We start from the raw sequence: 12558 nt of genomic DNA on the forward strand, positions 1-12558 counted from the left end.
GTGAGAGTAGGTCATCGTCAAGCTCCTATACGAAACCCCAGATCGCTAACGCGGTCTGGGGTTTCTTCTTTGCGGCGTGGAAAAGCCAAAGCCTGGCGTAGGGTGCGCTGTGCGCACCGAAACCGAAACTCCGGCTTCATGGCCACGGTGTGCGCAGCGCACCCTACGGTTGATGCCTACGTGCTCCGAGCGGGGCGGTGTACCGTGCTAGACTCGCGCGCTTTCGATCTGTGTGATTCTTACCGTGCCGCACATCGCTTTCACTCATTTGCCCTGTTGGCTGACTCAGGCCCGACTGAACCCGCAACCTGCTGCCGAGGTGAGCGGCTGGCTGTTCAATGAGGATTCGCTGACCCGCCGCTTGACCGCGCTTTCCGCCGACGGTTTCTCCGTGACACCGCTGCAGGAGGGTTGGCAGTCTCTGCGCGAGGACGAATGCGCCGCGCTCGGAGTGGCTGATGGCAGCCAGGGTTGGGTGCGTGAGGTGTATCTGCGCGGTCATGGGCAGCCCTGGGTATTCGCCCGTAGCGTGGCTGCTCGCAGCGTGCTGGAGGGCTCTGGGCTGAATTTGGCGGAGCTGGGCAGCCGTTCGCTCGGCGAGCTGCTGTTCAGCGACAAGGCTTTCGACCGCGGTGAGCTGCAGGCCTGCCGTTATCCCGCCGCCTGGTTGCCGGACGAGGTGTGTGAGGAGGGGTTGTGGGCGCGCCGTTCATGCTTCAGCCGTGGCGCTCTGGGCGTGCTGGTTGCCGAGGTCTTTCTACCGGCCTTCTGGCAGGCTGCGGGTATCGAGGCATAAGATGGAACCGCGCAGTGTTTCTCTCCAGTCGTCTGCGTGACGTTCCGCGATCCGAAGGCGCAGCCCTGCCTCGACCCGTAATGCTGGATGAAAAAAGCATCATCCACGCTACGCTGGCAAGCCCCGTATAATCCGCGCAACCTGCACGGAGACGCTTCGATGTATACCCGCCTGCTGCAATCGACCAATCGCCTGCACCCGCGCGCCTGGGACTTCATCCAGTTGATGCGCCTGGACAAGCCCATCGGTATCTATCTGCTGCTCTGGCCCACCTTGTGGGCGCTGTGGGTTGCTTCGGAAGGCCTGCCCAGTCTGAAGAACCTGTTCATCTTCGTGCTTGGGGTAATCCTCATGCGCGCGGCCGGTTGCGTGATCAACGACTACGCCGACCGCAATTTCGACGGCCATGTCAGCCGCACCCAGTTGCGCCCGCTGGCCAGTGGCAAGATCAAGCCACGCGAAGCGCTGGTGTTGTTCGCCGTGCTGGTGACATTGAGTTTCGTGCTGGTGCTGTTCACCAACGCCACCACCATCTGGCTGTCCTTCGGCGGCCTGGCCCTGGCGGCCTGTTATCCCTTCATGAAGCGTTACACTTTTTATCCGCAAGTGGTGCTGGGGGCGGCCTTTTCCTGGGGGATGCCGATGGCCTTCAGCGCGGTCAGCGGTGAGCTGCCGCCTCCGGAGGCCTGGCTGCTGTATATCGCCAACCTGCTGTGGACGGTGGCCTACGACACCTACTACGCCATGGCTGACCGCGAGGATGATTTGAAGATCGGGGTGAAGTCGACCGCCATTCTGTTCGGCGATGCCGACCGCCTGATCATCGCCACCCTGCAGGGCCTGGCACTGCTCTGCCTGCTGCTGGCAGGCGCGCGTTTCGAGCTGGGTGTGCCCTTCCAGCTCGGTTTGCTGGGAGCTGCTGCCTGTTTCGCCTGGGAGTATCACAGCACCCGTCGGCGCGAGCCCATGGTCTGTTTCCAGGCCTTCCTGCACAACCATTGGGCCGGCCTGGCGATCTTTGCCGGGATCCTGGTCGATTATGCGCTGCGCTGAGCATCGGTCTGTCATATCGCTGCAATAATTCCGTTATCTAATGCGGCGCACGACAGCATAACGAGCAGAGGCAAGGCCAATGGTTGGCAAGAACATCCTCATCGTCGATGACGAAGCACCGATCCGTGAAATGATCGCGGTTGCCCTGGAAATGGCCGGCTACGAATGCCTGGAGGCAGAGAATGCGCAGCAGGCGCATGCCGTGATCGTCGACCGCAAACCCGATCTGATCCTGCTGGACTGGATGTTGCCCGGCACCAGCGGTATCGAGCTGGCCCGTCGTCTCAAGCGTGACGAGCTGACCGGCGACATCCCGATCATCATGCTTACCGCCAAGGGTGAAGAGGACAACAAGATCCAGGGCCTGGAAGTCGGCGCCGACGACTACATCACCAAGCCCTTCTCCCCGCGCGAACTGGTGGCACGTCTCAAGGCCGTGCTGCGCCGCGCTGGCCCCAGTGACAGCGAAGCACCGATCGAGGTCGGTGGTCTGCTGCTCGACCCGGTCAGCCATCGCGTGACCATCGATGGCAAACCGGCCGAGATGGGGCCGACCGAATATCGCCTGCTGCAGTTCTTCATGACCCATCAGGAGCGTGCCTATACCCGTGGCCAGTTGCTCGATCAGGTCTGGGGTGGCAACGTCTACGTCGAGGAGCGTACGGTGGACGTGCACATTCGCCGTCTGCGCAAGGCGCTGGGTGAGGTCTACGAGAATCTGGTGCAGACGGTGCGTGGCACTGGCTATCGTTTCTCTACCAAAGGCTGATAGCGCGCACCTGTTGCCCATGCCCGCTGCAAGACAAGGAAGCGTTTCATCGTGAACCAAGACTGGCGCGGCGCCGTAGCGCGTCGCCTGCTGCTACTGATCGGTGCCTGCCTGCTGCTTGGTTTCATTACCGGGGAATATGCCTGGGTGCTGGTCATCGGGCTTGCCCTGCACCTGGGATGGACGCTCAGCCAGTTGCTGCGCCTGCACAAATGGCTGCGTGAGCATCGCCCGGATGAGCCGCCGCCCGATGGCTACGGCTTATGGGGTGAGGTATTCGACAGCATCTACCACCTGCAGCGGCGCAACCAGAAGGCGCGCGGCCGCCTGCAGGCGGTGATCGACCGGGTGCAGGAGTCCACTGCTGCGCTCAAGGATGCCGTGGTGATGCTCGACAGCCATGGCAACCTGGAGTGGTGGAACCTGGCGGCGGAAACCCTGCTGGGCCTGAAGACGCCGCAGGACAGCGGTCAGCCCCTGGCGCACCTGCTGCGCGATCCCCGTTTCAAGGAGTATTTCGAGCGCGGCAACTATGCCGAGGCGCTGGAGATTCCCTCGCCAGTCAGTGATCGTCGGCGTCTGCAGATCCACATTACCCAGTACGGTAATCGCGAACACCTGCTGCTGGTGCGTGACGTCACCCGTCTCCATCAACTGGAGCAGATGCGCAAGGACTTCGTCGCCAACGTCTCCCACGAGTTGCGCACACCGTTGACGGTGATCGCTGGCTACCTGGAAACCCTGCTGGACAACGTCGAGGCGGTGAATCCCCGCTGGTTGCGTGCATTGCAGCAGATGCAGCAGCAGGGCGCGCGCATGCAGACCCTGCTCAATGACCTGCTGCTGCTGGCCAAGCTGGAGGCCACCGATTACCCCTCCGACAACCAGCCGGTGGCGGTCGATCTGCTGCTGCTGTCGATCAGGAACGACGCCCAGGCGCTGTCGGGCGATCAGCACCATCGCATCACTCTCGAAGCCGACGCCCATCTCAAGCTCAAGGGCAGCGAGGCGGAGTTGCGTAGCGCCTTCTCCAATCTGGTATTCAACGCCGTGAAGTACACCCCGGCCGGTGGCGACATAAACATTCGCTGGTGGGGCGACGAGCAGGGCGCGCACCTGTCCGTGCAGGACAGCGGCATGGGCATCGAGGCCAAGCACCTGCCACGCCTGACCGAGCGCTTCTATCGGGTCGACTCCAGCCGGGCCAGCAACACCGGCGGCACCGGGTTGGGGCTGGCGATCGTCAAGCACGTGCTGCTGCGTCATCGCGGCCGGCTGGAGATCGTCAGCGTGCTGGGTCAGGGCAGCACCTTCACCTGTCACTTCGCGACGGCACAGGTGGTACAGCGCGGCCGCTGATAGCTTGCAATCGCCGCGTACAGCCCCCAACCTAAGCCGATCATTAGCCAAGCCTGACATCCATGGACCCTTCCACGAGTCTTTCCTCTTCTGCTTACCTGGCCGACTTCGGCCTCATGCTGTTCGCCCTGTTCCTCGTCCTGCTCAACGGTTTCTTCGTCGCTGCCGAGTTCGCCATCGTGCGCTTGCGCTCCACCAAGGTGGACAGCCTGGCCGAGGCCCATGGCTGGCGTGGGCGCATCCTGCGTACCGTGCACAATCAGATGGATGCCTACCTGTCCGCCTGCCAGTTGGGCATCACTCTGGCGTCACTGGGCCTCGGTTGGGTCGGTGAGCCGGCCTTCGCCGAGTTGCTGACTCCCGTGCTCGGCGCCATGGGTATCGAGTCGCCCAAGCTGGTGCATGGCATCGCCTTCTTCACCGCGTTCTCGATCATTTCCTACCTGCACATCGTCATCGGCGAGCTGGCGCCCAAGTCCTGGGCGATCCGCAAGCCGGAGCTGCTCTCGCTGTGGACGGCGGCGCCGCTATACGCCTTCTACTGGCTGATGTACCCGGCGATCTTCGTGCTCAATGCCAGCGCCAACGCCATTCTGCGCATCGCCGGGCAGGGCGAGCCGGGGCCGCATCACGAGCACCACTATAGTCGCGATGAGCTCAAGCTGATTCTGCACTCCAGCCGCGCCAGCAATGACAGCGATCAGGACATGCGCGTGCTGGCCTCGGCCGTGGAGCTCGGTGAGCTGGAAGTGGTGGACTGGGCCAACTCGCGTGAGGATCTGGTGTATCTGGAAGTCAATGCCAGCCTCGATCAGGTGTTCACCACCTTCCGCCGACACAAGTACAGCCGCTACCCGGTCTTCGACGAGAGCAAGGGCGAGTTCGTCGGCGTGCTGCATATCAAGGATCTGCTGCTGCAGTTGTCGCTGCTGGAGATGCTGCCGTCGGCGCTCAAGCTGGCGGATCTGATGCACCCGCTGGAACGGGTCAGCCGCCATCTGCCGCTGTCGCAGTTGCTCGAGCGCTTCCGCCAGGGCGGCGCGCACTTCGCTCTGGTCGAGGAAGCCGATGGCAAGGTGATCGGCTACCTGACCATGGAGGACGTGCTCGAGGCGCTGGTCGGCGACATTCAGGACGAACACCGCAAGGCCGAGCGCGGCATCCTCGCCTACCAGCCGGGCAAGCTGCTGGTGCGTGGCGACACGCCGCTGGCGAAGATCGAGCGCCTGCTTGGCGTCGACCTCGACCATATCGAGGCGGAAACCCTCGCCGGGCTGATCTACGACAGCCTCAAGCGCATGCCCGAACAGGAAGAGGTGCTGGAAACCGAGGGCCTGCGCATCATCGTCAAGAAGATGAAGGGGCCTAAGGTGGTGCTGGCGAAGGTGCTCAAGCTCGATTGACTGCGCCCTGCCAGCGCTCGCACGGACGGTGGCAGGCGACCTCCTGTTGCTCGAATCCTCCCATGCGAAGCGTCTGGCGTCAGGCCTCGTTCAGTTTCGCGACCACTCATCATATTTACCGAATCGCAGTTGCCCCGGGCAGTCTAGGAATTTGCGTCGCACCATTTTGGTGAGCGGCGTTATTCACTCATTGCCAAGGATCTAGCCATGCAACTGACCAGAATGACCCCGAAAGCGACTCTTGCCCTGTGCCTGGCGGGCGCCTCGCAGGCTTATGCCGATTCGGTCACCGACCCGATCTCCACCTTCGGCGTGATCGCCTCGCACAATCAGTACAAGCTCACCGTGGATGACGACAGCGACAAGGAACGCCTCAATCAGGGCGGCCTGTTCTACCACTTCGGCAACAAGCTGACGGGGCAGGAAGGCTTCATCTACCAGGCCGGCATCGAAGGCCAGTACCGCGACAAGGATGATGTCGAATACAAGTCCGCGCGGGCCGATATCGACCTTGGCCTGCGTGCGGCACTGAACAGCAACAACTACGTCGACCTGATCGTCGGCGGTGGCTATGACTGGGGGCGCATCGAGCAGGATGACGTCGGCCCGTTCGACAGCAACGTCAAGCTCACCAGCAAGTCGCCTTTCGCCAAGGCGGGTCTGGGTTACAACTACCTGACGCCGAATTACACCTTGCGCCTGGAGGTCGGGGCACGCTACTCGATCGACTCCGAGGCACGCCTGAAGGTCGATGGTGACAGTGACTCGGTGGATCTCAAGGACAAGGTCAACCCCTATGGCGAGCTGACCATGCTGTGGAACAAGGGCATCAACAATGTGCCGATCAGCACCAGCCTGTACTACACCCAGACCCGTTACGAGCTGGACAGCAACAGCGAGCTGGCCGAGCGCAGCAAGCTCAAGCAGGAGCAGGTGGGTCTGCGCGTCGGTCTGGCATTCTAGGCCTGTTAGGCAGTACCGCAGCGCCCGGCTCGTCCGGGCACTCTGCGTTTCAGCGCAGTGCCAGCCGCTGCGGGCCGGCCTCGCAGGCTCTGGCGGTTATGGCTTGGCCTCGCAGCCCACGGCAGCAGCGGGGCGCGTTGGCCGCTCGGCGAGTAGCGCGGCGATCAGCACCAGGGCGCCGCCGAACCATTCGCCCGGGCCGAGCTGGCGCTCGCCGAAGGCCGCAGCGGTGAGTACCGCGACCACCAGTTCGACCAATACCAGTACCGCCGCACGGCTGGTTTCGACGTGGCTGAAGCCATATTGCGCAGCGCACATGGCGGTCAACCAGAACACCCCGAACAGGCCAAGCTGCAGCCACTGCATGGGGGCGACCGCCGGCAACGCGATCTCTTGCAGCAGGCAGAACAGCCCACCGGTGAGTGCCGCCCCGACGAAGGCGGCGAGCGTCTTGCTGGCCAGCGGAATCTGCCCGGCGGCGCGAGTGGCCAGGTTGTTGGCGGCGAAGGCGATGCCTGCCGATAGCGCCAGCCAGTCGCTGCCTTGCAGTGGGCGGAAGGTGTCGGCATCGATGCCCAGAGTCAGGGCAATGCCGATCATGGCCAGCACGACCGCGCCGATGCGACTGGCGTTGAGCCGTTCGCCGAGCAGCAGGCGGCTGCCCAGCAGGCTCCACACCGGCGCCAGGTAGAACAGCAGCATGGCGCGCACCACGTCGCCCTCGGACAGGGCACCGACCAACCCGGCAGTGGCCCAGCCACCACACAGGCAGACCACCGCCAGGGCGCGCCGTTGCGGCCACCAGGCGCGCTGCTGGGCCAGCAACACCGGCACGGCCAGCAGGCATAGCAGGCTATAGCTGTAGACCACCACGGGCATGCCGAGCAGGCCCTGTCTGGCCAGGTGCTCCAGGGGCATCCAGCCCAGGCCCCAGAAGCTGGCGCCGAGTAGCAGAACGACTTCCGGTCGCATCCCAATCTCCCATCCAGGCACCGTCACCAGTACCCTGCATCTGTTCATAGAGGGGCTCATTGCGCAGCGTCGCGTCGTTTGGCGCGGCTACGTGCCCGAGCCCTTCGGGCAGCAAGTCCGGTGCCAGGTGCCTTTGGGCGTCTGAATGACGGGCATTGCGCTGGCGCGGCTCTCTTGGCCCCGCACCAAAGCCATGCAAGTGCCTGGCTTTGGTGCGGGGGTTGCCTGAATCCGACGAAAGGCTCGTCCTAGAGCCATCAATGCGACCTTGGTCGAGCATGCGAAGGGCGTTCGTCGGCCTAGACTGCCGCTCCTCCGTGACCCTGCCTTCCGAGGTTTTTCCGATGCATAGTGATCGCGTACGGCTGCCTGCGCTGCTGGACAAGGTGATGACGGCGGCCGAAGCGGCCGCACTGATCGAGGACGGCATGACCGTCGGCATGAGCGGTTTCACCCGCGCCGGCGAGGCCAAGGCGGTACCGCTGGCGCTGGCCGAACGTGCCCGCCAGCAGCCGCTGAGCATCAGCCTGATGACCGGCGCGAGCCTCGGCAACGACCTCGACAAGCAACTCACCGAGGCCGGCGTGCTGGCCCGACGCATGCCGTTTCAGGTCGACGCCACGCTGCGCAAGGCGATCAACGACGGTCGTGTCATGTTCATCGACCAGCACCTGTCGGAAACCGTCGAGCAACTGCGCAACCACCAGCTCAAGAAGCCCGATATCGCGGTGATCGAGGCGCTGGCCATCACCGAGCAGGGCCACATCGTGCCCACCACCTCGGTGGGCAACTCGGCCAGTTTCGCCATCTTCGCCGAGCGCGTGATCGTCGAGATCAACCTGGCCCACGATGCCAACCTGGAAGGTCTGCACGATATCTACATTCCCACCTACCGGCCGACCCGCACGCCAATTCCGCTGACCCGGGTGGACGACCGCATCGGTGCCACGGCGATTCCAATTCCGGCGGAGAAGATCGCCGCCATCGTCATCAGCGAGCAGCCAGACTCGCCTTCCACCGTGCTGCCGCCGGACGCCGAAACCCAGGCCATTGCCGACCACCTGATCGGCTTCTTCAAGCGCGAAGTGAATGCCGGGCGCATGAGCAACAGCCTTGGCCCGCTGCAGGCCGGCATCGGCTCCATTGCCAATGCGGTGATGTGTGGCCTGATCGAGTCGCCGTTCGAGGGCCTGAGCATGTACTCCGAGGTGCTGCAGGACTCCACCTTCGATCTGTTCGATGCCGGCAAGCTGGCCTTCGCCTCGGGCAGCTCGATCACCCTCTCGGCGCGGCGCAATGCCGACGTATTCGGCAACCTGGAGCGCTACAAGGACAAGTTGGTGCTGCGCCCGCAGGAGATTTCCAACCACCCCGAGGTGGTGCGGCGCCTGGGCATCATCGGCATCAACACGGCGCTGGAATTCGACCTGTACGGTAACGTCAACTCCACCCACGTTGGCGGCACCAGGATGATGAACGGCATTGGCGGCAGCGGCGATTTCGCCCGCAACGCCCATCTGGCGATCTTCGTCACCAAGTCCATCGCCAAGGCCGGGGCGATTTCCAGCGTTGTGCCCATGGTCAGCCACGTCGATCACAGCGAGCATGACGTCGACATCCTCGTCACCGAGCAGGGCCTGGCCGACCTGCGCGGTCTGGCGCCGCGCGAGCGCGCCCGGGCGATCATCGACAACTGCGCGCACCCGGACTTCCGCGCCGAATTGAACGACTACTTCGAGCGTGCCTGCCAACGGGGTGGCCACACGCCGCATATCCTGCGCGAAGCGCTGCAGTGGCATATCAACCTGGAAGAAACCGGGCGCATGCTCGCCGGCTGACACCCAACCTCCGACTGGCTGGCAGGCGCTGATCTGGCCAGCCGGCGCACGATCCAGTAGGGTGTGATGCGCCAGCTTCCGGGGAGACCTGAACCATGCGCAAATGGCAATACATCGTCTGCGGCTTCATCTACGATGAGGCCCTGGGCCTGCCCGAGGAGGGCATCGCGCCCGGCACCGCCTGGGAAGACGTGCCCGCCGATTGGGTCTGCCCGGACTGTGGTGTGGGCAAGGTCGATTTCGAGATGATCGAGATCGTCTAAGCACGGCGAGTTGGCATGAACAACGGATCAATGGCGACGGCCTGCAGGCCGTCGCGTCGTTTTCGCAGTGAGGAATCACCCCCATGAGTGCACCTGTCGTCATCGTCGGTACCGGCCTGGCCGGCTACAACCTGGCCAAGGAATGGCGCAAGCTCGACAACGAGACGCCGCTGCTGCTGATCAGCGCCGATGACGGCCGCTCCTACTCCAAGCCGATGCTGTCCACCGGCTTCGGCAAGAACAAGGATGCCGACGGCCTGGTAATGGCCGAGGTCGGCGCCATGGCCGAGCAGCTCAAGGCCGAGATCCGCACCCATACCCGTATCACCGGCATCGACCCTGGCCACAAGCGCCTGTGGATCGGTGAGGAAGCGGTGCCTTACCGCGATCTGGTGCTGGCCTGGGGTGCCGAGCCGATCCGCGTGCCGGTGGCCGGCGACGGCGAGGACGCCATCTTTCCCATCAACGACCTCGAGGACTACGCGCGCTTCCGTGCGGCCGCGGCTGGCAAGCGTCGCGTGCTGATCCTCGGCGCCGGGCTGATCGGCTGCGAGTTCGCCAACGACCTGCGCCTGGGTGGCCTTGAGGTGGATGTGGTGGCGCCTTGCGAGCAGGTGATGCCGGGCCTGCTGCATCCGGCCGCGGCTGCTGCCGTACAGGCAGGGCTGGAGGGCTTGGGCGCACGCTTCCATCTCGGCCCGACCCTGGCCAGCCTGCAGCACCAGGGCGAGGCGCTGCAGGCACATCTGTCCGACGGCACGCTGATCGACTGCGACCTCGTGGTGTCTGCCGTCGGCCTGCGTCCGCGTACCGCGCTGGCCGCAGCGGCCGGCCTGGACATCAACCGTGGGGTGATGGTGGATCGGCAACTGCGCACCTCGCACGCCAATATCTTCGCCCTGGGTGACTGCGCCGAGGTCGATGGCCTCAACCTGCTCTACGTCATGCCGTTGATGAACTGCGCGCGTGCCCTGGCCAAGACCCTGGCCGGCGAGCCGACCGCGGTGGCTTATGGCCCCATGCCGGTGACGGTGAAGACCCCGGCCTGCCCGCTGGTGGTGTCGCCTCCTCCCCATGGCAGCCAGGGCGAGTGGACGATCGAAGGCAGCGGCGCGGATATCAAGGCGCTGTGTCGAGATGCCGGCGGTGCACTGCTTGGCTACGCCCTGACCGGGGCCGCCGTGCAGGAGAAACTGGCCTTGAACAAGGAATTGCCGGCGCTGTTGGCCTAAATACCGGGCGTTCTGTCGGATACGCCACGAAAATCGGCCTGTAATGCCTGGCGTGGTACTGGCGCCGGGCGAACTGGCGTGCCATTCTGCTTGCGTCTGCCGCAGCGCAGAGCTGTTGCGGCGCCTTGGGCGCTGTTCTGAAGAACAGCACGGACACAACAACAAAAAACCGTCAAAGAGGCACTTATGCGTAAACCGGAACTCGCCGCCGCCATTGCCGAGAAGGCTGACCTGACCAAGGATCAGGCCAATCGTGTACTCAACGCCGTACTCGAAGAGATCACCAATGCGCTGAACCGCAAGGACAGCGTGACCCTGGTGGGCTTCGGCACCTTCGTCCAGCGTCATCGTGGTGCCCGCACGGGCAAGAACCCGCAAACCGGCCAGCCGGTGAAGATCAAGGCCAGCAACACCGTGGCCTTCAAGCCGGGAAAATCCCTCAAGGATGCAGTCAACTAAACGCTATGCAGCGTTTCCTGCACACCCCGCAGCAGCCTGTCTGACAGGCGTGCTTGCGGGGTGTGTCGTTTGTAGCGCCGTTCTTTGGGCAGGCTGTAGTTCGGCGAGAAAGACACTACAATGCGCGCCCATCCTCTTCGATCCCGAGGCCTGCGCATGAAATTTCGTTTTCTTCTGTGGATGTTGGGCCGGCTGATGGCCAAGGCCAGTCGTGACAACCCCGCTTTCCAGCAGCAACTGGAAGGACGTGACATGGTCTTTCAGTTGCATACGCTGGACGGCAAGTTGGCACGCCATTACATCGTCAAGGGCCAACGTGTCAGCAGTAAGCGGGGGGTAGCCAGCGAGCCTGCCTTCGCCATTGGCTTCAAGGATGCGGCATACGGTTTCGCCACCATGACCGCGAAGAACAAGCAGTTGGCCTTCATGCAGGGCATCCAGAACAAGGACATCCAGATCCAGGGCAACCCGGCGTTGGTCATGTGGTTCCAGGGCTTGACCAAGTACCTGATGCCGAAGAAGAAGGCTGGCTCGACGAAAAAGGCTGCGTGACTGGTCGCCAGCCCCGGCATTGACTAGGCTGCCTGCAGGTTCCTGTGAAAAGCCTCGATCATGCGATCCTCCTTTCTGCTGCCTTGCCTGTTGCTGTCGGCCGCTCTCGCGCATGCCGAACCCGCCTCTACCCCCGCCATGCTGCGGGTCTTCGAGCAGGCAGGCATTCACCTGCTCTGTGAGCAGACCGAGCCCATGCTGTTGCGGGGCCAGGACGCCGCGCAACATGCCCTGTTGCAGCGGCTGTTCGACCCTCACGCCTTATGCCGACAACTGGCCGAGCGTCTTGCCGAGCGCTTCGACGCGGCGCAACTGGCACAAATGCAGGGCTCGCTTGGTGGGGCGCTGGCGCAGCGTTTCACCGCGGCTGAGCGTGAGGTGGGCGAGCAGCCACAAGCGCTGGCCGCATACCGCGAGCGTTTGCAGCAACAGCCGGTGCGTGGCGCACGGCTGGCCCTGATCCAGCGCCTCGACCAGGCCGCGCATACCACCGAGTTGGCCAGCCTGTTGCGCTATGAGGTGGGCAAGACCCAGGCCCTGCTGGCACTCCTGGCGCGCGGCGAGAAGCTGGGCGAGCAGGCGCTGCAGGCACAGACGCAAACCCAGGCCGAAGCCATTCGCCAGTCCAGTGCGCAGGCAGTGGAGTCGTTCATGCTCTATGCCTACAGACAGGTGCCCAGCGATCAGTTGGCCGCCTATGCAGCGCTTTATGAGCAGCCCGATGTGCAGCGCCTGCTGGCCGCCAGCCTGGAGACCATGCCGCAGCTGTTTTCCGAGCGGCGCGAGCAGCTACGCAAGAGGGTAGGCAAGCCGTAGGGCGGACTCAGGAGCGAAGCGAACAGTCCGCCTGGCCATTCCGAGTTCGGCATCAATACTCCACAAATGGCGTACTGCTTCCT

13 protein-coding genes are annotated in these 12558 nt (G+C 63.8%); 12 read left to right on the forward strand and 1 reads right to left on the reverse strand.

Annotated elements, in window-relative coordinates:
- Window positions 1–244: 244 nt before the first annotated feature.
- The 6 genes from ACSVIK_RS21250 (at window position 245) to ACSVIK_RS21275 (ending at window position 6343) form a co-directional block, all read left to right on the forward strand.
- Window positions 245–796: a chorismate--pyruvate lyase family protein gene (locus ACSVIK_RS21250; RefSeq protein ID WP_442446195.1), complete on the forward strand. Its 552-nt coding sequence runs from the start codon at window positions 245–247 to the stop codon at window positions 794–796.
- 159 nt (window positions 797–955) lie between these two features.
- Complete coding sequence (ubiA, locus tag ACSVIK_RS21255) at window positions 956–1849, forward strand: 4-hydroxybenzoate octaprenyltransferase (protein WP_442446196.1); 894 nt, start codon at window positions 956–958, stop codon at window positions 1847–1849.
- 79 nt (window positions 1850–1928) lie between these two features.
- Complete coding sequence (phoB, locus tag ACSVIK_RS21260) at window positions 1929–2618, forward strand: phosphate regulon transcriptional regulator PhoB (protein WP_268179822.1); 690 nt, start codon at window positions 1929–1931, stop codon at window positions 2616–2618.
- A 48-nt stretch (window positions 2619–2666) separates the two neighbouring features.
- Window positions 2667–3977 (forward strand): phosphate regulon sensor histidine kinase PhoR, encoded by a 1311-nt coding sequence (gene phoR, locus ACSVIK_RS21265; RefSeq protein ID WP_442446228.1) that lies wholly within the window; start codon window positions 2667–2669, stop codon window positions 3975–3977.
- 62 nt (window positions 3978–4039) lie between these two features.
- A complete protein-coding gene (locus ACSVIK_RS21270) occupies window positions 4040–5380 on the forward strand; it encodes a hemolysin family protein (RefSeq protein ID WP_442446197.1) in 1341 nt (446 codons plus the stop codon).
- A 207-nt stretch (window positions 5381–5587) separates the two neighbouring features.
- Complete coding sequence (locus ACSVIK_RS21275; protein WP_442446198.1) at window positions 5588–6343, forward strand: outer membrane beta-barrel protein; 756 nt, start codon at window positions 5588–5590, stop codon at window positions 6341–6343.
- A 96-nt stretch (window positions 6344–6439) separates the two neighbouring features.
- Here the strand turns inward: ACSVIK_RS21275 and ACSVIK_RS21280 are convergent, their stop codons facing one another.
- Entirely contained in the window at window positions 6440–7315 is an 876-nt protein-coding gene (locus ACSVIK_RS21280) for a DMT family transporter (RefSeq protein ID WP_442446199.1), read from the reverse strand.
- A 344-nt stretch (window positions 7316–7659) separates the two neighbouring features.
- Here ACSVIK_RS21280 and ACSVIK_RS21285 point away from each other — a divergent pair, with 344 nt between their 5' ends.
- From ACSVIK_RS21285 to ACSVIK_RS21310, 6 genes are all read left to right on the forward strand, one after another.
- The gene (locus tag ACSVIK_RS21285; protein ID WP_442446200.1) at window positions 7660–9153 is read left to right on the forward strand and encodes an acetyl-CoA hydrolase/transferase family protein; all 1494 of its coding nucleotides are present in this window, start codon (window positions 7660–7662) and stop codon (window positions 9151–9153) included.
- 95 nt (window positions 9154–9248) lie between these two features.
- Window positions 9249–9416, forward strand: coding sequence for a rubredoxin (locus tag ACSVIK_RS21290; RefSeq protein WP_442446201.1), 168 nt, complete (start codon window positions 9249–9251; stop codon window positions 9414–9416).
- 83 nt (window positions 9417–9499) lie between these two features.
- Window positions 9500–10648: an NAD(P)/FAD-dependent oxidoreductase gene (locus ACSVIK_RS21295; protein ID WP_442446202.1), complete on the forward strand. Its 1149-nt coding sequence runs from the start codon at window positions 9500–9502 to the stop codon at window positions 10646–10648.
- Between the two features lie 186 nt (window positions 10649–10834).
- The gene (locus ACSVIK_RS21300; RefSeq protein WP_268179788.1) at window positions 10835–11107 is read left to right on the forward strand and encodes an HU family DNA-binding protein; all 273 of its coding nucleotides are present in this window, start codon (window positions 10835–10837) and stop codon (window positions 11105–11107) included.
- A gap of 156 nt (window positions 11108–11263) precedes the next feature.
- Window positions 11264–11659: a helicase gene (locus tag ACSVIK_RS21305; protein ID WP_442446203.1), complete on the forward strand. Its 396-nt coding sequence runs from the start codon at window positions 11264–11266 to the stop codon at window positions 11657–11659.
- A 60-nt stretch (window positions 11660–11719) separates the two neighbouring features.
- Window positions 11720–12475: a hypothetical protein gene (locus ACSVIK_RS21310; RefSeq protein WP_442446204.1), complete on the forward strand. Its 756-nt coding sequence runs from the start codon at window positions 11720–11722 to the stop codon at window positions 12473–12475.
- Window positions 12476–12558: the final 83 nt, after the last annotated feature.

It is taken from the genome of Pseudomonas sp. NCHU5216 (assembly GCF_052156495.1).
Lineage (GTDB): Bacteria > Pseudomonadota > Gammaproteobacteria > Pseudomonadales > Pseudomonadaceae > Aquipseudomonas.

Coding starts and splice junctions, on each gene's coding strand:
- ubiA (WP_442446196.1), top strand. CDS start 956: ATGTATACCCGCCTGCTGCAATCGACCAATCGCCTGCACCCGCGCGCC.
- phoB (WP_268179822.1), top strand. CDS start 1,929: ATGGTTGGCAAGAACATCCTCATCGTCGATGACGAAGCACCGATCCGT.
- ACSVIK_RS21270 (WP_442446197.1), top strand. CDS start 4,040: ATGGACCCTTCCACGAGTCTTTCCTCTTCTGCTTACCTGGCCGACTTC.
- ACSVIK_RS21275 (WP_442446198.1), top strand. CDS start 5,588: ATGCAACTGACCAGAATGACCCCGAAAGCGACTCTTGCCCTGTGCCTG.
- ACSVIK_RS21280 (WP_442446199.1), bottom strand. CDS start 7,315: ATGCGACCGGAAGTCGTTCTGCTACTCGGCGCCAGCTTCTGGGGCCTG.
- ACSVIK_RS21285 (WP_442446200.1), top strand. CDS start 7,660: ATGCATAGTGATCGCGTACGGCTGCCTGCGCTGCTGGACAAGGTGATG.
- ACSVIK_RS21290 (WP_442446201.1), top strand. CDS start 9,249: ATGCGCAAATGGCAATACATCGTCTGCGGCTTCATCTACGATGAGGCC.
- ACSVIK_RS21295 (WP_442446202.1), top strand. CDS start 9,500: ATGAGTGCACCTGTCGTCATCGTCGGTACCGGCCTGGCCGGCTACAAC.
- ACSVIK_RS21300 (WP_268179788.1), top strand. CDS start 10,835: ATGCGTAAACCGGAACTCGCCGCCGCCATTGCCGAGAAGGCTGACCTG.
- ACSVIK_RS21305 (WP_442446203.1), top strand. CDS start 11,264: ATGAAATTTCGTTTTCTTCTGTGGATGTTGGGCCGGCTGATGGCCAAG.
- ACSVIK_RS21310 (WP_442446204.1), top strand. CDS start 11,720: ATGCGATCCTCCTTTCTGCTGCCTTGCCTGTTGCTGTCGGCCGCTCTC.